At 73.0% G+C, this 20848-nt stretch carries 16 protein-coding genes and 2 pseudogenes; 10 read left to right on the top strand and 8 right to left on the bottom strand.

What is annotated here, in order from left to right:
• Positions 1 to 73 precede the first annotated feature (73 nt).
• From ACIRQF_RS05000 to ACIRQF_RS04990, 3 genes and pseudogenes are all read left to right on the top strand, one after another.
• The gene (locus ACIRQF_RS05000) at positions 74 to 1603 is read left to right on the top strand and encodes a GNAT family N-acetyltransferase (protein WP_404088909.1); all 1530 of its coding nucleotides are present in this window, start codon (positions 74 to 76) and stop codon (positions 1601 to 1603) included.
• Positions 1604 to 1639: 36 nt separating this feature from the next.
• A pseudogene (locus ACIRQF_RS04995) lies at positions 1640 to 2830 on the top strand (glycosyltransferase); the annotation flags it as partial.
• Between the two features lie 84 nt (positions 2831 to 2914).
• The gene (locus tag ACIRQF_RS04990; protein ID WP_404089535.1) at positions 2915 to 3652 is read left to right on the top strand and encodes an SAM-dependent methyltransferase; all 738 of its coding nucleotides are present in this window, start codon (positions 2915 to 2917) and stop codon (positions 3650 to 3652) included.
• Between the two features lie 147 nt (positions 3653 to 3799).
• Here ACIRQF_RS04990 and ACIRQF_RS04985 read toward each other — a convergent pair whose 3' ends face one another.
• The 3 genes from ACIRQF_RS04985 to ACIRQF_RS04975 are packed head-to-tail and all read right to left on the bottom strand — an operon-like array spanning position 3800 to position 7260.
• Positions 3800 to 3979, bottom strand: a complete 180-nt coding sequence (locus ACIRQF_RS04985) for a hypothetical protein (RefSeq protein ID WP_404088907.1) — start codon at positions 3977 to 3979, stop codon at positions 3800 to 3802.
• A gap of 52 nt (positions 3980 to 4031) precedes the next feature.
• Positions 4032 to 4436 carry an SgcJ/EcaC family oxidoreductase gene (locus tag ACIRQF_RS04980; RefSeq protein ID WP_404088905.1) on the bottom strand — a complete coding sequence of 135 codons (405 nt, stop codon included), beginning with the start codon at positions 4434 to 4436 and terminating at the stop codon, positions 4032 to 4034.
• A gap of 34 nt (positions 4437 to 4470) precedes the next feature.
• On the bottom strand, positions 4471 to 7260 hold the full coding sequence (locus ACIRQF_RS04975) for a LuxR C-terminal-related transcriptional regulator (protein ID WP_404088903.1): 2790 nt from the start codon (positions 7258 to 7260) through the stop codon (positions 4471 to 4473).
• Positions 7261 to 7438: 178 nt separating this feature from the next.
• Between ACIRQF_RS04975 and ACIRQF_RS04970 the strand changes: the two genes are divergently transcribed.
• The 3 genes from ACIRQF_RS04970 (at position 7439) to ACIRQF_RS04960 (ending at position 12094) form a co-directional block, all read left to right on the top strand.
• Positions 7439 to 9604, top strand: a complete 2166-nt coding sequence (locus ACIRQF_RS04970) for a M4 family metallopeptidase (protein WP_404088901.1) — start codon at positions 7439 to 7441, stop codon at positions 9602 to 9604.
• Between the two features lie 222 nt (positions 9605 to 9826).
• On the top strand, positions 9827 to 10252 hold the full coding sequence (panD, locus tag ACIRQF_RS04965; protein ID WP_376630831.1) for an aspartate 1-decarboxylase: 426 nt from the start codon (positions 9827 to 9829) through the stop codon (positions 10250 to 10252).
• Positions 10253 to 10663: 411 nt separating this feature from the next.
• Positions 10664 to 12094, top strand: a complete 1431-nt coding sequence (locus ACIRQF_RS04960; RefSeq protein WP_404088899.1) for a transglycosylase family protein — start codon at positions 10664 to 10666, stop codon at positions 12092 to 12094.
• Here ACIRQF_RS04960 and ACIRQF_RS04955 read toward each other — a convergent pair.
• Positions 11975 to 12940 carry a DMT family transporter gene (locus tag ACIRQF_RS04955; protein WP_404088897.1) on the bottom strand — a complete coding sequence of 322 codons (966 nt, stop codon included), beginning with the start codon at positions 12938 to 12940 and terminating at the stop codon, positions 11975 to 11977. The genes ACIRQF_RS04960 and ACIRQF_RS04955 overlap by 120 nt on opposite strands.
• 264 nt (positions 12941 to 13204) lie before the next feature.
• Here ACIRQF_RS04955 and ACIRQF_RS04950 point away from each other — a divergent pair, with 264 nt between their 5' ends.
• From ACIRQF_RS04950 to ACIRQF_RS04940, 3 genes are all read left to right on the top strand, one after another.
• Positions 13205 to 13924, top strand: coding sequence for an IucA/IucC family C-terminal-domain containing protein (locus ACIRQF_RS04950; protein ID WP_404088895.1), 720 nt, complete (start codon positions 13205 to 13207; stop codon positions 13922 to 13924).
• Positions 13925 to 13996: 72 nt separating this feature from the next.
• Positions 13997 to 15481, top strand: coding sequence for an SDR family NAD(P)-dependent oxidoreductase (locus tag ACIRQF_RS04945; protein ID WP_382478138.1), 1485 nt, complete (start codon positions 13997 to 13999; stop codon positions 15479 to 15481).
• A gap of 296 nt (positions 15482 to 15777) precedes the next feature.
• Positions 15778 to 15948, top strand: coding sequence for a hypothetical protein (locus ACIRQF_RS04940; protein ID WP_376630822.1), 171 nt, complete (start codon positions 15778 to 15780; stop codon positions 15946 to 15948).
• 181 nt (positions 15949 to 16129) lie between these two features.
• Here ACIRQF_RS04940 and ACIRQF_RS04935 read toward each other — a convergent pair whose 3' ends face one another.
• The 4 genes and pseudogenes from ACIRQF_RS04935 to ACIRQF_RS04920 all read right to left on the bottom strand — a co-directional run.
• Positions 16130 to 17554 carry a lipase maturation factor family protein gene (locus ACIRQF_RS04935; protein ID WP_404088892.1) on the bottom strand — a complete coding sequence of 475 codons (1425 nt, stop codon included), beginning with the start codon at positions 17552 to 17554 and terminating at the stop codon, positions 16130 to 16132.
• A gap of 70 nt (positions 17555 to 17624) precedes the next feature.
• Entirely contained in the window at positions 17625 to 17786 is a 162-nt protein-coding gene (locus ACIRQF_RS04930) for a hypothetical protein (RefSeq protein WP_376630819.1), read from the bottom strand.
• 49 nt (positions 17787 to 17835) lie between these two features.
• Positions 17836 to 18381, bottom strand: coding sequence for a DUF1990 family protein (locus ACIRQF_RS04925; protein ID WP_404088890.1), 546 nt, complete (start codon positions 18379 to 18381; stop codon positions 17836 to 17838).
• 182 nt (positions 18382 to 18563) lie between these two features.
• Positions 18564 to 19376: pseudogene (locus tag ACIRQF_RS04920) on the bottom strand (YndJ family protein); the annotation flags it as partial.
• A 184-nt stretch (positions 19377 to 19560) separates the two neighbouring features.
• On the opposite strand from ACIRQF_RS04920, the gene ACIRQF_RS04915 reads away from it, so the two are divergent.
• The gene (locus tag ACIRQF_RS04915; protein ID WP_404088888.1) at positions 19561 to 20742 is read left to right on the top strand and encodes a DUF6777 domain-containing protein; all 1182 of its coding nucleotides are present in this window, start codon (positions 19561 to 19563) and stop codon (positions 20740 to 20742) included.
• Positions 20743 to 20848: the final 106 nt, after the last annotated feature.

The raw sequence follows: 20848 nt of genomic DNA, 5'->3' as shown, positions 1-20848 counted from the left end.
CTCCCGGGGCCACCAGCACGTGCATAGAAGAAGCATCGGGAATGTATCAAGATCAACCGGCAGGGTTGCCCGCATGACAGCACTCCACACCGTCGAACCGGAGACCGCGACCGGCGAGACCGCGGCCCTGTTCACGGCCACGCACCAGGCTCTCGGGGTCATCCCCAACCTGGCCAGGGTGATGGCCAACAGCCCCGCCGTGCTGAAGGGGTACGTGGGCGCCCTCACCGCCCTGCGTACGGCGGGCGCCCTGCCGGCGGCCCTGCGCGAGCGCATCGCGCTGCTGGTGGCGCAGGAGAACCGGTCCGACTACTGCCTGTCCGTGCACGCGTTCCGCGGGACCAGGACGGCCGGGCTGAGTGCGGCCGAGACCACCCGCGCCCGCCGCGGCGCGTCCGACGACCCCTGGGCCGCCGCCGTCCTGCATCTGGCCGCGACGATGGTCCGCGACCGTGGCGCCGTCCCGAACGAGCAGCTGGCCGCGGCCCGGCGCGCGGGCCTGACCGACGGGCAGATCGTCGAGGTCGTCGCCCATGTCGCCCTCAACGTGTTCACCAACTACCTCGCCACGACGGCCGGTATCGACATCGACTGGCCGCTCGTGCGCCACACCGAGGATCCCTACATGATCAGCATCGTTCCCCTCGCCCAGGTCTCTCCTGAAGAAGCCGCCGCCTGGCACACAGTCGTGTCGGCATCACTGGCCCGCGATCTTCCGGAAGAACCCCGCCCCACGCTCGACCAGATCCACGCCCAGCTCACCGTCCCTGGGCGGGACAACCGCCGACTGCTCTGGCAGGCCACCGCGAGCGACGGCGCGGTGGTCGGCGTGGCCGCGCTGCGCTTGTTCACCTCGCCCGGGCAAAGCCACCTGTCGGAGCTGGAGTTGCACGTCGCTCCCGACCGGCGGCGCTCGGGCGTCGGCTCGCGCCTGCTGGCCACGGCCGTGGCGGCGGCGCGGGCCGAGCAGCGCCGCAGCCTCATCGCGGCCGTAGGCGGCAACGGGCCGGGGGACGCCTTCTGCGCCGCGCGCGGCTTCCGGCGGGTGCTGGCACTGGACCACCTGCTGCTCGACGTCGCGCAGGCGGACGATTCCGCGGCCGACGCCGAGCACCCCGGCTACGAAGTGGCGAGCTGGACCGGCACCGTACCCGACGCCCTGGCCGAGGCGTTCGCCGCCGCCAAGAACGCGATGAACGACATGCCCATGGGCGACATGGACTACGGCAGCCAGACCTGGACCGCCGACCGGGTCCGGGCCATGGCCGAAGTGCTGGCCGACCGCGGTGACGTCCTGCTCACAACGGCTGTGCTCGGCAAGGGCGAGATGGCCGGGTACACCGAGATCGTCATCCGGGCCGGGGAGACCCGCCGGGCCCTGCAGTACGACACCGTCGTGGTGCCCGCGCATCGCGGCCACGGGCTCGGGTTGTGGGTCAAGGCGGAGATGCTGCGCAGGCTCCGCGCCGAGCACCCCGGGATCGTGGAGATCGAGACCGACAACGCCCGGGACAACACCCCTATGCAGGCCGTAAACCGGCAGTTGGGCTTCCGCTTTCACCGCAGCACCCACGAGTACCAACTCGACCTGCCCACCACCTGAACACCTCACATCTCAGAGAAAAGAGAAATCACGCCCATGCGTGTGCTGTTGATGGCGTACGGATCGCGCGGCGACATCGCGCCCCTCGCGGGACTTGCGGCGCAGCTGCGGAAACGCGGCGCGGAGGTGCGCGTCTGCGCCCCGCCGGACGAGGAGTTCGTGGAGCTGCTGGCGGGAGTCGGCGCGGAACTGGTGCCCTTCGGGCGCGACGTGCGCGAGCTGGTCAAGGGGGCGCCGCCCTCGGACGTCTCCGGGTTCGCGGCCGAACTGGTCGCCGCGCACTTCGAGACGGTCGGCAAGGCGGCCGAGGGCTGCGACGTGCTCGTGGCGAGCGGACTGATGCCGGCCGGCGCCCGTTCGGTGGCCGAGAAGCTGGGCATCCGCTACGTGTACGCAGGGTTCCACCCGTTCGACCTGCCCTCCGCGCACTACCCGCCGCCGCCGCGGCCCGGCCCGCCCGCGCCGCCCGACATGACCGACAACCAGGCCCTGTGGGACCTGGACGCCCAGAAGGTCAACGCCCTCTACCGCGAGCCGCTCAACGCCCACCGCGAGGCGATCGGCCTCGCCCCGGTGGACAACGTCCGCGACCACGTCTTCACCGACCGGCCGTTGCTGGCGGCGGACCCGGTCCTGGGCCCGTGGGAGCGGCTGACGAACCTCGACCTCGTGCAGACCGGCGCGTGGATCCTGCCCGACGACCGCCCCCTGCCCGCCGATCTGGAGGCGTTCCTGGACGCCGGCACCCCACCGGTGTACGTCGGCTTCGGCAGCATGCCCATGAAGGCCGCCACCGACATCGCCCGGACAGCCGTCGAGGCGGCCCGCGCGCAGGGCCGCCGTGTGCTCGTCTCCCGCGGCTGGGCGGACCTGGGCCTCGCGGACGCCTCGGACGACTGCTTTGCCGTGGGCGACGTCAGTCACCAGACCCTGTTCCGCCGGGTCGCGGCAGTCGTCCACCACGGCGGGGCGGGCACCACGACCACCGCGGCCCGAGCGGGTGCGCCCCAGGTGGTGGTGCCCCAGTTCGTGGACCAGCCGCATTGGGCCGCCCGGGTGGCCGAGCTGGGCATCGGCGCGGCACACGACGGCCCCACCCCGACCTTCGAGACGCTGTCCGCCGCACTCAGGACCGCCCTGACCCCCGAGACGGAAGCACGGGCGAAGGCCGTCGCCGCCACGATCCGCACCGACGGGACGGCGGTCGCCGCGGACCTGCTCCTCGACGGGACAGTGGCGGCCACGGACCTGCTCCTCGACGGGACGGTGGCGGCCACGGACCTGCTCCTCGACACGAAGCCCGTGCCTCCGCTGAGCCGCGAACAGATCTCCGCGATCGCCCACACCCACCACCCGATCAAGTCTCCGCTCGACGACGACTCGGTGAGCCGACTGCTCGAACACGCCCTCCCGCGCAGCGACGAGCGCGTCCTCGACCTCGGATGCGGCACAGCGGAGTGGCTGCTGCGCGCCCTGGCCACCCGCCCGCATCTCCATGCCGAGGGCGTCGACGTCTCCGAAGTCGCCTTGACGCAGGCCCGCCGATCAGCAGGCAGCCTCGGGGTGGACGAGCGCCTGGTCCTCCACACGCAGGAAGCCGCGGACTTCAGCTCCCCCCAGCCGTACGACCTGGTGATCAGCGTCGGCGCCACGCACGCCTTCGGCGGTCTGCTCCCCACCCTCGCGGCGGCCCGCAAGCACCTGGCTCCAGGAGGTCGCGTCCTGATCGGCGAGTCCTATTGGGAGCGCACCCCGTCGCCGGCGGCCCTCGAGATGTTCGGCGACCTCGCCGACCTGGCCACCACGGTGGACAGCGTCGTCGCCGACGGATGGACCCCTGTCCACGGTCACGTCAGCACACGCGGTGAGCTGGACGCGTACGAATGGGCCTGCTGGGGATCGCTCGCCTCATGGGCTCTGGACCACCAGGACGATCCGGCCGGCGCCCAGGCGCTGGAGACGGCCACTGCCGCGCGTTCCGACTGGCTGCACGGGTACCGGGACAGCTTCGGCTTCGTCTGCCTGGTCCTGCGCCGGACATCCGACTGAGAAGTCGTGTCTGTTGGCGGTTCAGTTCATCGGACGGTCCCGCGGCGGGCAGGCCACCAAGGTCCACCCCGCCGCCGGCAGCCGATGCCGTCCGCTCGAGTGCGTCCTCACGCCATGCCAGCAGGCGATGCACCGCGTTCCCCGAGATCATGTCCCGCTCACGGGTGCCGCGGCCGATCGGCCGCGGAGCGTGACCAGCACGGCGTCGGAGAGCTGTGGGGCGATCCCCACAGCCGGCCGCCGTGGCGCGAGATACGGAGACGCCTTCAGCAGGTCGTCGGTCTTCACGCAGAGTGCGATCGCGAGGGCGTCCAACTGTGTATCCACACACTGACGTTGGACGCCCGCCACGTACGCGCAGCCAATCCGTCCGAATCGATCAGTCGGCGACGACCCCCGTGTTCTGGCAGGCGGTCAGCAGCCAGCGGCCGTCGTCCTGCTTGGTCATCACGTACAGCGGGGCGCCCTCGCTCTCGTCGTCCGGGCTCAGGTAGCGCTGACGAACCTTGACCGCCGCGACGTCGGGGCGGAGGAAGAGCACGTGGACCACCTCGTAGCTGACCTTGCCGTCCCAGTTGGCCGCGGGGAGCACCTTGCGGGTGAACTCCGAGATCGCGTCGAGGCCGATGAGAACCTTGCCGTGGGCCGTCGTCCAGATCGCGTCGGGGTGGAAGAGGGCGAGGAATTCGTCGGGGTCCTTGTGCTGCTGGGAGTGCTCGACGGTGGCAACGACCTGCTTGACGGCTTCGATGTCTGCGGCGTACGCCGTGGATTCCGTAGTCATGTGGACCATCATGCAACCTCAAGCACAGTTGAGATCAAGAGAGCGATCGACCCGAGGATTCGGCTACACGAATTCGGTGAGGGCGTCCATTGAGGACGTCCGCTGACTCGGCCGGTGTGATGGTGTGCGCGAGTTGGAAGCGTGAGTGCAGGCCGAGTTTCCGGTAGACGCGGGTGAGGGTCGCTTCGACCGTCTTGACGCTGACGGTCAGGGTGGTGGCGATGTCGCGGTTGCTCGTTCCGGCGGCGGCGAGTTCGGCGCAGCGTTGTTCGGCGGAGGTGAGGCGGGGGTGGGCGTTGTCGTCCGTGGGGGCGGCTTCCAGCCGTCTGAGGGTGTGCGCGGCGGTTTCGGCCCAGGGATATGCCTGGTGGGCGGCGAAGAGGTCGGCGGCGCTCTGCGCGGCGGTGCGGGCGCTGGCGCGTCGGCGTCCGCGTCGTTCGGTGTGGCTGAGTGCGAGCAGGGTCCTGCCGCGTTCGAGGGGGAGGGGGCGGAGATGCTCGGCCGCGTCGGTCAGGCGCCGGGCCGCGGTGTCGTAGTCGCCGCGGGCGGCGTCCAGGAGTGCCTGGGCGCGTTCGAGCGGGGGAAGGACCGTGTGCCTGCCGAGGCCGTCGGCGGTGCGGCGGGTGTCGTCCAGCAGGCTCTGTGCCCGGTCGAGGTGGCCGAGGGCGACGAGGGTCTCGGCGAGTTCGGGATGCCAGCGCAGGACAGAGGGGTCGTGGACCTGCTGGAGTTCCTCCAGAGTGCGGACCTCCACCAGGGCTTCCAGGGCTTCCTTGGGACGCCCGGTGGTCAGGAGGAGGTGGCCGAGGGCGTAGAGGTTGCGGGAGAGGAAGACCTTGTTGTCCTCCTGCCGGGCGGTGTCGACTCCGCGGCGTGCGTGGAGGAGGGCGAGGTCGGTGCGCCCGGCGGTGCCCTCGACGAGGGCGGAGGTGTAGCAGGCCGGTGAGGGGGACAGGGCGGTTACGTCGGTCAGTGCCTGGGCGCGGTGGGCGTGATCGAGTGCCCTGGCGCACCGTCCGGCGCGGAGGTCGGCCTCGGCGAGACTGCGCAGGATGTCCACGGTCGCCTCGGCGTCTCCCGTCCGCTCGGCTTCGACGAACAGGGGGAGCAGCGTGGTGCGGGCCTCCTCGGGGCGGTCGTCGAAGAGGGCGTGCCGGGCGGCGAGGTGCTGGGGTGTGCCGTTGACCGGGATGGAGGCGGCGCGTGGCAGGGACAGGGCGCGGGCGAGCGTGGTCGCGGCGTCGGGGTGGCCGAGGACGCGTTGGAGGCGGGCCTGCATCGTGAGGGCCATGACGGTGGTGGTGGTGTCGCCGGCGGTCTCGGCGAGGGCGGTGGCCCGGCCGGCCAGGGCGCACGCCTGGTGGGGGTTCCCCTCGTTGACGTTGGCCCAGATGGATTGGCGGATGAGGATCTGCGCGGTGAGGTCAGGTCGTCCGGCCGCCGCGTGGAGTGCGTCGGCGAACAGTTCGTCCGCGCTGTGCAGGTGCCGGCCGCTCGCGTCGATCAGGGCGACGAGGGCGTCGACGCGCTGGGCCGGGGTGGTGTCGTGGGCCAGGACGAGGCGGGCGGCGGCCCGGCCGCGGGGGAGATCGCCGTAGTGGGAGGCGTCGCGTACGGCGGTCAGGGCCCGTTCGGTGAGCAGGTCGCCGTTGTCGTGCGGGGTGCGCTGGGCGGCGAGGAGGGAGAGCTCTGCCGCGAGTGCGTGATCGCCGCGCTGCCGGGCCCGTGCGGCGGCGCGGGCGGCGTGGCGGGCCGACCGCGGGTCGGCCGCATCGGCCGCCAGCGCGGTGTGCCGGTCGCGGCGGACGCTGTCACGGCTGGCCTCGGCCAGGCGGGCGTGCAGGAGCCTGCGCGCGTGCCCCGGCTGCCGGGCCACGAGTTCGGTGCCGATCGCGGAGGCGGTGAACCGCACCGTACCGCCGGACTGTTGGAGGTCGATGAGTCCTGCCGCCTCGGCCTCGGCCAGGAGACTTTCGGCTGCCGGGCCGGCGAGAGCGCCCAGCAGGTCGAGGTCGGGCCGGTCGTCGAGCGCGGCGAACGTCAGCAGTTCCTTGACCTCCTCCGACACGGTGCCCAGCCATTCGCCCACCAGTCGGCGGGCCGTCGGCGGCAGGGCCGACTCGCTTCCGCCATCCCGGTCCGGGAGTGGGTGCGAGGCGTCGGCCAGCGCCAGCGCCAGGGCCGGGTTGCCTCCGCTGTGGGTGTGGATGCGCGTGACCTCTCGGGGGGCGAGCCGGTACGGGGACAGCAGAGTCGCGACCTGAAGGGCCGTCAGGGGCGGGATGCGCACCGCGTACGCGTCCTCCCCGCTCCAGTGGCCTCCGGACTCCGGGCGCCAGGTGCGCTCGGCCGCGATGACGGCAAGGTCCGGGGTCAGGCGCAGCGCCCAGCCCAGGACGGCCGCGCTGGCCGGGTCCAGCCACTGGGCGTTGTCCACGACCAGTGTCATGGGTGGTGCGTCCCGCAGCAGAGCGGCGGTCTGCCGACGGAGCCGCAAGGCCCGACCGGCATGGTCCGGGGAGTCCCGGTGGTCGGCGGTCTCGTCGAGTCGCGCCGTCAGCTCCCGCGCGGCAGGCAGTGCTTGGAGGGCCAGCGCGAGTTCGAGGAGCCCGGTGCAGGGAACCTGGGCGTCCTGCGGTCGCGGGGCCAGCCGCAGGACGGGCAGGCCCAACCGTCGCCCCAGGACACCGGCCGCCGTGGTCTTGCCGCTTCCGGGCGGCCCGAACAGGACCACCCGGCGGGTGCCGTGCACGTCTTCCGGCATCACCGGCAGCACGGGACCTGCCTCGTGGGACGCGTTCATCCACATCGCAGAGTCTGGCATCGGGCCATGGTGCGCCCGCCGGGCCGCCCCGGTCCAGGTCAAGGGGTTGCCCCGATGTCGGACGGCCTCCTCGTCCCTAGCCTCATGGCCACAGCCGAGCCAACTGCTGCTGAACGCCCCCCGCACCCCAGATGACGTCCTGCGGCAATCCCCGACAAGGCTCGGCGGAAGGATTGCGATGAACCGCAAGAAAGCCCTGGCAGCCGGAGTCGCGGCAGCCCTCGCCCTGGGCTCCGTGACCGTGGTGGCCACCCAGTCCGCCGCGGCTCCCCAGCCCACCGCGGCCTCCGGTGACTCCGCTGCCCGACCCGGCGCCGGCTTCCAGGCGATGACGGCCGACGCGCGCGGCGAGGCGATACGCACGGCCACCCGGAACGCGGCAGCCACCGCCCGTGCGCTCGGCCTGGGTTCCGACGAGCGCCTGGTGGCCAAGGACGTGCTGATCGACGCCGACGGCGCCCGGCACGTGCGCTACGACCGCACCTACAGAGGCCTGTCCGTCATCGGCGGCGACCTGGTGGTGCACCTCGCCAAGGACGGCACGATCACCGGCTCGGACCTGGCGCACCAGGGCGCGATCCGGATCGCCGGCACCACCCCGAAGCTGACGGCGGCCGACGCCTCGGCCAAGGCCGTGAAGCACGCCAAGCACGTGAAGCACGCCAAGGCAGGAAGCAAGGACAGCTCCCTGGTGGTGTACGCGGTGGGCAAGATCCCCGTCCTCGCCTACCGTTCGACCGTCACCGGTGAGGGCGAGACCGGCCCGGCCTCGCGGGAGGCGGTGATCCTCGACGCGTCCAGCGGCGTGCCGCTGGACCAGTACGAGCTGCACCAGAGCATCACGGGCACCGGCAACGGCGTCACCGTCGGCCAGGTCTCCGTCGAGACCACCCAGACCGGCAGCGGCTACACCCTGACCGACGCCGCGCACGGCGGGACGATCGTCTACGACTCGTACAACAGCCCGCAGTCGAACCCCAGGCAGAACGCCCGGGCCTTCTCCAAGACCACCAACTCCTGGGGCAACGGCAGCAGCTCCAGCCGCGAGAGCGCCGCCGTGGACGCCTCCTACGGCCTGGCGAAGACCTGGGACTACTACAAGAACTCCTTCAACCGCTCCGGCATCCGCAACGACGGCCGCGGCGCCCCCGCCTACGTGCACGTCGACACCGGGCTGCTCAACGCCTTCTACGACGACAACTGCTTCTGCATGTCCTTCGGCGACGGTTCCTCGCAGAACAGCAACACCCCGGTCACCGCGGTGGACGTGGCGGGCCACGAGATGAGTCACGGCGTCACCGCCGCCACCGCCAACCTCAACTACTCCGGCGAGTCCGGTGGCCTGAACGAGGCCACCAGCGACATCTTCGGCACCATGGTCGAGTTCTCCGCCGGCAACACCGGCGACCCGGGCGACTACTACATCGGCGAGAAGCTCAACATGTCGGGCGGTTACATGCGCCGGATGGACAGCCCGGCCGCCGACGGCAGATCTCTGTCCTGCTGGAACTCCAGCGCCGGCTCGGTGGACGTGCACCTCTCCTCCGGCATCGGCAACCACTTCTTCTACCTGGCCGCCGAGGGCACCGGGGCGAAGACCATCGGCGGACGCTCGCACAACGGCACCACCTGCAACAACGACACCTTCACGGGGATCGGCAAGGACAAGGCCGCCGCGGTCTGGTACCGGGCGCTGTCCACCTACATGACCTCCACCACCAACTACGCCGGCGCCCGCACCGCCACCCTGCAGGCCGCCGCCGACCTGTACGGCACCAACTCCCAGGAGCGGTACCTGGTCTCCAAGGCCTGGGCCGCCGTCAGCGTCGGCACCGCCCTGCCCGACCCCGGCACCCCCACCCCCTCGCCGTCCATCCCCACCCCCTCGCCGACCACGCCCCCCAGCGGGAACGCACTGACCAACGGCAGCTTCGAACAGGGCACCAGCGGCTGGACCCAGAGCGACAGCATCATCACCAACTCGTCCCTGCAGGCCGCGCGTGACGGGTCCTGGTACGCCTGGATGATGGGCTACGGCGCCGACGCCATCGAATCCCTCTCCCAGTCGAACGTCGCGGTGCCCTCCACCGGCACCCCGAAGCTCACCTTCTGGCTGAGGGTCTCCACCCAGGAGTCCGGCTCCACCGCCTACGACACCCTCATGGTCAAGGTCAACGGCACCGCACTGGCCACCTACTCCAACGCCGACGCGAGCTCCGGATACGTCCAGAAGACCGTCGACCTGTCCGCCTACAAGGGGCAGACGGTGAAGCTGGAGTTCGCCGGCACCGAAGACACCTACCTGTCGACCATCTTCCTGGTCGACCAGATCACCATCGGCTGACCGGTCCCGCCCACCACCAGTGCTCCCGCGGCCGGACGCCCTGCTCGGGTGCCCCGGCCGCGGGAGCTACCGCATGCACGGGGCGGCCTGGTTCCCACTCCGCCTGTATCGCCTGGCCAGGGCGATGTTCCTCACAAACCTTGTTCGGTGCATGCCGGTGTACAGTCGGGACCGCCCTTGACCTGCAGAAGTAGGCAGGGAGCCGTCTTAGAGGAGTCCATAGTGCTGCGCACCATGTTCAAGTCCAAGATCCACCGTGCCACCGTCACCCAGGCCGACCTCCACTACGTCGGGTCCGTCACGATCGACGCCGACCTGATGGACGCCGCCGATCTGCTGCCCGGCGAGCTGGTCCACATCGTCGACATCGACAACGGGGCCCGCCTGGAGACGTACGTCATCGAGGGCGAGCGCGGCTCGGGTGTGATCGGCATCAACGGGGCCGCCGCCCATCTGGTCCACCCCGGGGATCTGGTGATCCTCATCAGCTACGCCCAGGTGACGGACGCCGAGGCCCGTGCGCTCGTGCCGAGCGTGGTGCACGTCGACGCGGACAACCGCATCGTGGAGCTCGGCGGCGACGCGTCGGCGCCGGTGCCGGGCAGCGACACGGTGCGGGCGCCGCACGCCGTGCCCGCCACCGTCTGAGCAGGTCGGCGCCGCCGCCGTGGCGGCGTACGGGGCGAGGGTGTCCCGGCGGCGGTCTCCCGGCGCCCGGGGCACCCACCCGAAGGAGTGGGTCCCGATCGCGGGGGCAGGCGGACGGGGAGACGCTGGTGCCGAACCCGTGTCCTCCCCTCAGATCGGAGTCCGCCATGACCCAGCCCCCGATCCCGGATCCGCTGCCCCCGCCCACGCCGGGGCCGGTGCCCCCGCCGGTGCCTCCGCCCGGCCCGGTCCCGTCGCCCCCTCCCGCTCCTGTGCCGGAACCCGAGCCGCAGCCGCAGCCGGGTCCCGCCGGGGTGTGACGGAAGAGGCGCGGGATCGGCCCGAAGCCCTTGTCACGCACGGTGGCCCGCCCTTACCGTGGGCGACTGCCGATGCGTTCAAGGGGGGCTCATGGCCGTACGCGGGAAACACCGTCGGGTCCAGCCGAGCCGGATCAACCGTGCCTCGCTCACCGTCACCGTCACCGCCGGCGGCGCCGGCATGGCCCTGCCGCTGATCGGCGCGGGCGCGGCGCAGGCCGCCTCGCTCGACGTCTGGGACAAGCTCGCGTCCTGCGAATCCTCGTCCAACTGGCAGATCAACACCGGCAACGGCTACTTCGGCGGGCTGCAGTTCACGCAGTCCACCTGGGAGGCGTACGGCGGTACGCACTTCGCGCCGCGCGCCGATCTGGCCTCCAAGGACCAGCAGATCGCCGTCGCCGAACGCGTCCTCAAGGGGCAGGGCCCCGGGGCCTGGCCCGCCTGCGCGCCGCGCGCCGGGCTCGAACGGGGCGGCCCCGCCCCCGGCATCGCCCCGCAGACCGAGCGCACGCGCCCGCTCCAGGGCGTCGCGTTACCGGCCCAGCGGACCCACGCGAACCGGCCGGCCGAGCCGAGGAAGCCCGCGAGCCCGACCACCGTGCCGACCGTCCGTGAGATGTACACGGTCACGCCCGGCGACACCCTCTCCGAGATCGCCCGCGACGAGCACGTCCGAGGCGGCTGGCAGAAGCTCTACGAGCGCAATCGCGCCGTCGTCGGCGACGACCCCGACCTGATCCACCCCGGTCAGCGGCTCACCCTGCGGATGACGGCCCCCGCGGCGCCCCCGAAGGCCCCGGCGCGGCCCGACGCGGCTCCGCACACCAAGCCGAAGCCCTCCACCCGGCCCGCCCGGCCCACGCAGCCGGGGCCCGCCGCGAAGGCGCCCGCCAAGCCCGTCACCAAGCCCGTGGCCGCCAAGCCCGCGCCCAGGCCGTCGGTCGCCAAGCCCCCGGCCGCCACGCCGGCCGGCCGGCCCGCGGCGGGCCGGCCCGTGCCGAAGCCCGCCCACAAGCCCGCCCCGGCGAAGCCCGCCCACAAGCCCGCCCCGGCGAAGCCCGCCCACAAGCCGGCCCCGGCCAAGCCCGTCCACAAGCCGGCCCGGCCCGCGGCGCACTTCGCCTCGCCCGTCGCCGACACCGACATCGGCACCCGCTACCGCGTGGCCGGCTCCTCGTGGTCCAGCGGCTATCACACGGGCATCGACTTCCCCGTCCCCACCGGCACCTCCGTACGTGCCGTGGCCGCCGGGCGGGTCGTGTCCGCCGGGTGGGGCGGCGCGTACGGGTACCAGGTCGTCGTCCGGCACGAGGACGGGCGCTACAGCCAGTACGCGCACCTCTCCGCGCTCAGCGTGCGCGAGGGGCAGCGGGTCGGTGCCGGGCAGCGGATCGCGCGGTCAGGATCGACCGGCAACAGTTCGGGACCGCATCTCCATTTCGAGATCCGCACGGGTCCCGGGTACGGCTCCGACATCGACCCGTTGGCGTACCTCCGGGCCAGGGGAGTGTCGATCTGACACCGCCGGCGAGTCCTCGGGCGTCGTCATGCGGTCGAGGGTCAGCCGGACCAGGCCGCCCGCCGCCACCGCGCCGCAGATCGCCGCGGCGACGGCGCCGGCCGTCCCGTAGCGGAAGGATTCGCCGAACAGTGTGAGGCCGACGGCCGCGGCGATCACCGGATTGACCACGGTGACCGTGGCCAGCGGCGCGGCGAGGCCCGCGCCCCGGTAGGAGGCCTGGGAGAGCAGCAGCCCGGTGATCGCGAGCGCCGAGAGCACCAGCAGGCTCGGCCACTGGGCGAGCGGCGTGTCCGGCGTGAAGCCGACGGCCACCGTCTTGGTGAAGACCGAGGCGATGCCGAAGGCGACGCCGGCCGCCGCCGCCAGGATCACGGCGCGCAGCACGGAGCGCCGCACCACGTGCGCCGCCGCGAAGAGCAGGGCCACGAGGCCGAAGGCCCCGATCGCGAGCAGCCGCCGTTCGTCGGCGGCGAGGGACTGGGCGCCCGTGCCGCCGGTGAGGCTGAGCAGCCCGGCCAGGCCCGCGGTCGCCATCACGGCCCCCCACCAGGCCGCGCGGCCGGCCCGGCGGCCGACGAGCAGCGCCGCCATGGGCAGCGCGAACACGATGGTGAGGGCGCCGAGCGGCTGCACCAGGCTGAGCGGACCGTAGGCGAGCGCCACGACGTGCAGGGCCGCACCGACGCCGCTGAGCAGCACGGCGCCCCACCACGCCGGTCGGCGCAGGGGCGCGTAGCGCGGGCCGGCGGGCGAGGCGGCGACCCGCTCCTGCACGATCGCCGCGGCAGCGTAGGCGACCGCGGAGACCAGGGAGAGGAGCACGGACAGCACGAGGGGGCTCATAACTCCACGATCTCTCTTCCGGGCCTTCACGTCGTCGTACCTGGGAACGCGATCGGAAGTACCGCGGATGGAGTACGCAGCTCCCGCGTACCTCGGGAGACGTACGCCCTCGCAGGTCAGGACGGGTGGAACGCGACCTTTCCGGTGTCCCGGACGAAGCGGGCACGCGCGACGGGTCCCTGCGAAAGGGCCCGCATCCCGAGCCAGTCGGCGGGCGACCCGGTCCACATTGGCCCGCATTTCGCCGGATGGAAGGATGCGGCCGTGGATCTCGACGAAAGCGCACAGGTCGGCGGCTTCTTCGCGCTGCGCACCAGCCCGCCCCCGCCGGACGCCGGCGCCCACCGGCCCCTCGCGGAGCTGTACGCGGAACGGGACGACACCCCGCTCGCCGCACGCGTCGACCGGGTCGCCGCCCGCCTCGGCACCCCCGAGCGGCGCGTCGGCGCCTCCGTCGCCCACCTCGGGCTCGCCGCCCGGCTCTGGTCCACCGCCCTCGGGCCCGCCGCCCTGCACGGACGCTTCCCCGACCTGACTCCCGGCACCCTGCACTGGGACGGCGCGCTCACCTCGCCCGACGACCTGTGGTGGTCCGGCAGCGCCACCCGCCCGGGCACCGTGGCCGAGCTCCGCGCCGCCGTCCACGAGGGCCACCTCGTCCCGCTGCACGCCGCCTTCGCCCGGGACGGACGCATCTCCCCCCGGCTGCTCTGGGGCAACGCCGGCTCCGCGCTCGCCGGAGCGCTCCGCGAACTCCTCCGGTGGGCCCGCGCCCACGACCGCCCCGAGGCCGCCCGGCGCGCCACCGCCCTCGCCGAGGGCCTGTTCGACCACCCCGACCTGGCCGGCACCGTCCGGGGGCCCGCCCTGCGTCGTACCAGCTGCTGCCTCTACTACCGCTGCCCCTCCGGCGGTCTGTGCGGCGACTGTGTGTTCGACCACCCTCCCCGCAAGGGTTTGGAGCGGCGGCCCTTCGCTCCGTAAAGTTGCGTCTTTGGAACCTCCGGAAACGCCGCGCAGATGCGACGGCACGAGCGATCGAGGAACGACGACGGCATGACGGTGACTGAAGAGACCCAGGAGTACGGGCCGGGCATCGACCCCGAGCGCCTGGCCGTCTGTCTGAGCGTGCTCGACGAGCTCGACCGGATGGAGGTCGACCACCCGGACGCGATTGCCGTCCGCCGCGCCACCGCCGGCATCTACCGGACCGTGAAGCAGCGCCGGCGCCAGGAGCGCCGCGCCGCCAAGACCGCCAACGACAAGGCGGTCACCGAGGCGACCGCGACCGGCTCCGCGCAGCGCATCGACGACGAGACCGAGGGCATCCTGCCCTCCTCGGTCACCGAGGCCGGCCGGATCGCGGGCATACTCCAGCGTCCCCGCTCCTGCTACGTCTGCAAGCAGCGGTACGTCGAGGTCGACTACTTCTACCACCAGCTCTGCCAGGGCTGTGCCGCGGAGAACCGCGCCAAGCGCGACGCCCGCGCCGACCTCGCCGGGAAGCGCGCCCTGCTCACCGGCGGCCGCGCCAAGATCGGCATGTACATCGCGCTGCGGCTGCTCCGCGACGGCGCGCACACCACCATCACTACCCGCTTCCCCAAGGACGCCATCCGCCGCTTCAAGGCGATGGAGGACTCGGCGGACTGGATGCACCGCCTGGAGGTCGTCGGCATCGACCTGCGTGACCCGGCACAGGCCGTGGCCCTCGCCGACCAGGTCGCCGAGGCCGGGCCGCTGGACATCCTGGTGAACAACGCGACGCAGACCGTACGCCGGCTGCCCTCCGCGTACGCCGCCCTGGTCGAGGGCGAGAGCGCCCCGCTGCCCTTCGGCGAGCTCCCCGCGCACCACGTCATCGGTGCCTTCAACTCCGGCGCCGTCGGCGAGCTCGGCGGACCGGCCGCGCTGCCGGTCGGCGTGAGCGGGCTCGACGCGCAAGCGGTCGCCGACCTCGCCCTCGTCGCGGGCAACGCCAGCATCGAGCGCCACCACGCCGGCACCGCCATCGACGCGGGCGGCCTGGTGCCGGACGTCGTCGACAGCAACACCTGGGTGCAGACCATCGAGCAGATCTCGCCGGTGGAGCTCCTCGAGACCCAGCTGTGCAACTACACGGCGCCGTTCATCCTGATCAGCAAGCTGCGCCCGTCGATGGCCGACGCCGCCGCGAAGGCCGCGAGCAAGCGCGCGTACGTCGTGAACGTCTCCGCGATGGAAGGCGTCTTCGGCCGCGGCTACAAGGGCGCCGGGCACCCGAACACCAACGCGGCGAAGGCCGCGATCAACATGGTGACGCGGACCAGCGCCCAGGAGATGTTCCAGACCGACGGCATCCTCATGACCTCCGTGGACACCGGCTGGATCACCGACGAGCGTCCGCACTTCGACAAGCTGCGGCTCGCCGAGGAGGGCTTCCACGCCCCGCTCGACCTGGTCGACGGTGCGGCCCGGGTCTACGATCCGATCGTGCGAGGCGAGCAGGGCGAGGACCTGTACGGCGTGTTCATGAAGGACTACGCGCCCGGAAACTGGTGATTCGCGTGCGGCTCGGAAGGTGCTTCCGAGCCGTCGATTTTGATCGATGATCGGGCGTTGACCTCGGCAAACGGGCCAACGTCACTCGATCGCGTCACACTTTTGCGCCCCATAGAGCGCTGACGCGCTCATCTGGTTAATCTGATGCACATGGCCGGCCACCGGGGTTCCACCGAACCCCCCGGCCGGTCGGGGACTGGCCTGCCACCAAGGCCGCGGTCCCGCCCGGAGAACGGCGCCACCGCGACCGAACGGCCCCCTTGTCCCCATCGGTACGCGACACAGAGGAGTGCGCGGTGACACCAGAATTGACCAAGCAGGAGAAGGATCCCGCCGAACCGACCGAGCGGACGCGCCGGTCCGGAGAGCTGGGAAGCCTCGAAGTGTGGGCGCGTTCGGCCCCGATTCGCCTCGCCGGCTACGAGGACGACCTCGCGGAGCCGCACATCCTGCCCGGCATCGACTGAGCCGGAACCCGTCGCTTCGCCCCGTGCCCCCGGCCGACCCCACGGCCGGGGGCACGAGCGTGCCCGGGGCGGCCGGGGGTGTGCCCGGGGTGGCCGGGGTGCGGGGCGGCAGGTGCCCGCCCGGGGCGACGCGGTTGCCTCATGGCGGAGGGAACGGTGACCCGGCGGCGCCCGGCCGCACTCAGCGGCGTTCGGCGGGCTCGCGCAGCCGTACCGGCGGCATGAACTCCCGCCGCAGGGTCCGGTGCCACCACGCCCCGGTCTCCCGCAGCTCGCGCCAGGTCGTGAAGCGGTAGCGGTAGAGCCGGGCCCGCACGTGGGTCGGTGGCGCGTCCGGGAACGGGTTGTGGCGCAGCAGCCGCAGGGTGTCCCGGTCCCCGGCCAGCAGCCGCTCGACGAAGGGACTGAACCAGTCGCGGGCGTAGCCGGGGGAGAGCGCCGCGAACCACATCAGCCAGTCGAGCCGCAGGTGGTAGGGAGCGAACTGCCTCGGCATCCGGCGCGGGTCACCCGGCTTGCCCTTGAAGCCGTACTCCCGCCACACCGTGTTCTCGTCCGGTTCCGGGTCGTCCGTGCCCTCGACGGCGATCTCGTCCCTGACGCGGCCGACGGTGCCGAACGCGCCGTAGGTGTTGACCAGGTGGAGCGGGTCGAAGGAGCGGTTCATCGCCTGCCGCCGCGAGAACAGGTTGCGCACCGGGTGCCGGCTCTGGACGAGGATCAGGACGGTCGCGGCGCACACCACGACCACGTACCAGAGCGGTGCCCCGGGCCGGGGACGGGCGTCGGTGAGGAGCGAGCCGTCCAGCGCCGAGAGCGCGAGGACGATGGTCAGCCAGTTCAGCCACGCGAAGTTGCCGGAGAGCACCAGCCACAGCTGCGTGACGATCATCAGCCCCGCCGCGACCGTCGCGACCGGCTGCGGGGTGAAGAGCAGGACGGGCACGCCGAGCTGGACGACGTGGTTGGCGGCGCACTCGACCTTGTGCAGCGGCTTCGGCAGCCGGTGGAAGAACCAGCTCAGCGGACCGGGCATCGGCTGGGTCTCGTGGTGGTGGTAGAGGCAGGTCAGGTCCCGCCAGCACCGGTCACCGCGGATCTTGATCAGTCCGGCGCCGAACTCGACCCGGAACAGCAGCCAGCGCAGCAGGAACAGGACCAGGACGGGCGGGCCGGTGTCGTCGTTGCCGAGGAGGACGGCGAGGAAGCCGGTCTCCAGGAGGAGCGACTCCCAGCCGAACGCGTACCAGGTCTGCCCGACGTTCACGATCGACAGGTACAGCCCCCACAGCAGCAGCCACAGCAGCATCGACACCGGCAGCGGCACCGCGTCGCCCGCGCCGGCCGCCATCGCGAGGGCGAGACCGGCGCCGCCCCAGGCGACGGTGGCGAAGAGCCGGTCGGAGTAGTGCCACTGGAACAGACTGGGCGCCCGCCGGGCGGGCACGAGGCGCACGTACTCCGGTACCGGCAGCATGCCGCGCTCGCCGATGAGCGCGCGGAACTGCAGCGCGGCGGACAGGAACGCGACGAGGTACAGCCCGGCGAGCCCCCGTTGGAAGACGATGCGGCTCAGCCAGTAGTCGGGGGCGGTGAACCACTCCATCGCGTCCGGCACCGGTGATCAGCGGCGGCTGTCGGCGGGGGCCGTCGTCGGGAGGGGGTGGCCGGCGCCTCTACGCTTCCTCGTCCGCCGACCGCTCGCCCTCCGCCTGGGAGGGGGTGGTGCGGGTGACCTGCGGGTGGACGTGGGCCTTCTGCTGCACGTCCATGTCCTCGTCGAGGCGCTCGCCCTCGGCCTGCGAGGGGTTCGTGTACTCGTCGTACGGGCTGCTCATGGCCGCCTCCTTAGCGGGTGCACGGATGAGTACAGAAGGAGCGTAACTCTCATCGGCCGGAGGCGAGACCCGCCAGCCTGCGGCCGAGCATGCGGGCGTAGGCGAGCTGCAGGGCGCGGACGACCGGACCGCCGAGCCGGGTGTACCAGGCGGCGGCGCGGCTGAAGGCGGTGACCGTGAACCAGACCGAGCCGTCCTCGCGCAGGTCGACCACGAACGACTCCTCGCCGCACTCGGGGTGTCCGGCGAGGGTCCCGTACGCGAAGCCGGTGCTGCGGTCCGTGGAGGTCGTCCAGATCACCTGGCAGGGCGCGGCGAGGCGGACCGGGCCGAGTCCGACCGAGATCTCCACGGTGACGCCCGGCTCGGCGCGCTCCGCGGTGCCGGTCACCCGGGCGCCCGTCGCGCGGTGCATGGCAAAGGTGGTGACGGCGGTGCCGGCGGCCGCGTAGGCGGCCTCGCCGTGGCCGATCCGGACGCTGTGGTGGAGGTGGTGGTAGCCGTCGGGCAGCGGCCGGGTGCCGGTGGCACCGACCTCGGGATAGTTCGGTCCGGTGGCGGGGGCGTCCGAGAGGCTGCGGATGAGACGGGTCATGCCGGGAGCTCCGTTCGGTGGGCGAGGGCCGCGGCCGGTGCGACGGTGGCGCGGGCGGTGCGGGGGCGGGCGGGGGTTCGGGGAGGAGCAGGGGCACGGGAAGGAGCAGGGGTACGGGGACGGCCGGGGTCACGGCTGAGGGGGCCGCGGTGCTCGGGGCGGGGTGCGGCCGCCGGGGCGGGCCGCAGGCGGCGCCAGGCGAGCAGCGAGCAGAGCGCGAAGCCGAGGGCGTTGCCGAGACCGTGGGTCGCGGCCATCCAGGTCAGGCTGGGGTGCGGGAGGCCGGTGGCCTCGCCGAGTGCCCAGCTGAGCGCGAGCAGCATGGTGGCGAGCAGGACGGCCGCCGAGATCCCGAGCAGGGCGCGGGTGGCCGGATCGGGGGCCGTGGTGCGCAGCTCGCGCCAGGTGGTGAGGGCGACGGCCCACATGCCGGCGGTGAGCACCAGCGCCCCGGCCAGTTCGGCCCAGTCGTCGACGAAGTAGCCGAGCAGGACGAGCCGGGTGCCGAGCGGGACGCTGAGTGCGGCGAAGCGGGTCGCGCGGCCCTCGGCCGTACGGCAGACGAGTCCGGCGACCAGGGCGGCGGTGAAGCCCGCGAAGTGGAAGTGCGGCACGGTGAGGGCGAGGATGTCGAGCTCGAAGCCGAACAGCCGGCGCCCGGCGCGTTCCGCGACCAGGGCGAGTCCGGCGACCGAGGGCGTCGCGAGCGCGGTGAGCACCGCGATCTCGGCGGGGGCCAGGGACCTCGTGAGGGCCAGCCGGACCGGGGCGTGCAGGGCGAGCGCCAGGGTGGCCAGGGCGTACACCCCGGCCAGGGCGGCGGCGTACGGCGAGCGGGGCAGCCAGAGCGAGAGGGCCCCGGGGACGGCGAGGAGCGGCCAGGCGCGCCGCAGGAGGCGCAGGCCGGGCGGCTGGGGCCCGTCGACCAGCCGGAGCCCGGCCGGGACGACGACCAGCATCCCCAGGAGCACGATCAGTCCCACGAGTACGGACACGGCACGGACACCCTCTCTTGAACATGTTCAAGATATTGTGGAGTGAGCGTAGACCCACCCTTGAACACGTTCAAGGGTGGGGTGGTGAATGCCTCCTCGCCGGATGGACGCGCACGGATTGCGACCCCCCGGCCCCTGCGGCAGACATGAAGGAACGATCAGGGGCGAACAGGCGGGAGACGCAGTGCGCGACGCAACCAGACGACGGCCCACCCGACCGGAGGCCGCGCGACGCCCGCACGCACGACCCGGCGCGCTCACCCTCACCGCACTGGCCTCGGCGATGCTCCTCGCGGGCTGCGCCGCCGGCGAGCCCGGCGAACCCGGCGCGGAGCAGAGCGCCGCCGCGGCCCCCGTCCGCGAAGTGCTGCTCCAGCCCGCCGGCGCCCCCGGACCCGCCCCCTTCACCGCCTCCACCGCGCAGGAGGGCGCCCCCGGGAATGCGAGCGCACCGCCCGCCACCGGCGTCGGCGATCCCGCGCCCGCCGGACGGGCCCTCACCGGAGCCACCCCCGGCCTCTACGGCGGCACCCGCTCCGTCGCCAGCTGCGACGTCGAGCGGCAGGTCGCCTTCCTCACCGCCGACCCGGCCCGGGCCCGCGCCTTCGCCGAGTCCGCCGGCATCCCCGAGAGCAACATCGCCGGCTGGCTGCACGGCCTCACCCCCGTGGTCCTGCGCACCGACACCCGCGTCACCAGCCACGGCTTCAGCGACGGCCACGCCACCGTCTTCCAGTCCGTCCTCCAGACGGGCACGGCCGTCCTCGTCGACCAGTACGGCGCCCCGCGCGTCCGCTGCGTCTGCGGGAACCCGCTGCGCTCCCCGGCCGCCGCCCCCGGCGCCGCGCACGCGGGACAGGCCTGGGCCGGCTACCGCCCGGACCGGGTCGTCGCCATCACGCCGACCACGACGGTCGTCACGAGCCTGGTCATCGTGAACACCGCCGACAACAGCTGGATCGAGCGGCGCACCGGCACCACGGGCGCCCAGGACCGCAAGCCCGACGTCCCGCCCCCCTGCGACCCCGCCACCTGCGACGTCGTCACCGCCCCGCCGCCGCCCGCGCCGGACGAGACGACGCCGCGACAGCCCACGTCGCCCAATGACCCCGTCGCGCCCCCGCCCCGGCCGCAGCAGGTCCCTCCGGCGCCCGACGATTCCCCGACCGGTCCCGCGCCCGACCCGCCGTCCCCCGACGCCCCCGCCCCCGACACGCCCGACGGCGGCCTGCCCGTGCCCCCGCCCGACGCGCCGGTCGGGCCGGACGGTCCCGGGGAGTACCCCACCGCCGAGCCGCCGCCCTCCTTCGAGGACCTGCTCCCGGCCGAGACCGCCCCGCAGCAGCCCGAGACCTTCGAGGGCTGACCGCCGCGTGCCCTCGCCCGGCCGCTCCGCCCGCACGTTGTTGCGAAGCTGTTCCGATCTTCGCCGTGCGCACGGGCGGCCCGAGGCCTAGCGTGGCCCCATGAGC

This window comes from Streptomyces sp. NPDC101191, assembly GCF_044767915.1.
Taxonomy (GTDB): domain Bacteria; phylum Actinomycetota; class Actinomycetes; order Streptomycetales; family Streptomycetaceae; genus Streptomyces.
This window is presented reverse-complemented; position numbering and strand designations above follow the sequence as displayed.

Coding starts and splice junctions, on each gene's coding strand:
- ACIRQF_RS04970 (WP_404088901.1), top strand. CDS start 7,439: ATGAACCGCAAGAAAGCCCTGGCAGCCGGAGTCGCGGCAGCCCTCGCC.
- ACIRQF_RS04925 (WP_404088890.1), bottom strand. CDS start 18,381: ATGACCCGTCTCATCCGCAGCCTCTCGGACGCCCCCGCCACCGGACCG.
- ACIRQF_RS04935 (WP_404088892.1), bottom strand. CDS start 17,554: ATGGAGTGGTTCACCGCCCCCGACTACTGGCTGAGCCGCATCGTCTTC.
- ACIRQF_RS04960 (WP_404088899.1), top strand. CDS start 10,664: ATGGCCGTACGCGGGAAACACCGTCGGGTCCAGCCGAGCCGGATCAAC.
- ACIRQF_RS04975 (WP_404088903.1), bottom strand. CDS start 7,260: ATGCCAGACTCTGCGATGTGGATGAACGCGTCCCACGAGGCAGGTCCC.
- ACIRQF_RS04945 (WP_382478138.1), top strand. CDS start 13,997: ATGACGGTGACTGAAGAGACCCAGGAGTACGGGCCGGGCATCGACCCC.
- ACIRQF_RS04930 (WP_376630819.1), bottom strand. CDS start 17,786: ATGAGCAGCCCGTACGACGAGTACACGAACCCCTCGCAGGCCGAGGGC.
- ACIRQF_RS04955 (WP_404088897.1), bottom strand. CDS start 12,940: ATGAGCCCCCTCGTGCTGTCCGTGCTCCTCTCCCTGGTCTCCGCGGTC.
- ACIRQF_RS05000 (WP_404088909.1), top strand. CDS start 74: ATGACAGCACTCCACACCGTCGAACCGGAGACCGCGACCGGCGAGACC.
- ACIRQF_RS04980 (WP_404088905.1), bottom strand. CDS start 4,436: ATGACTACGGAATCCACGGCGTACGCCGCAGACATCGAAGCCGTCAAG.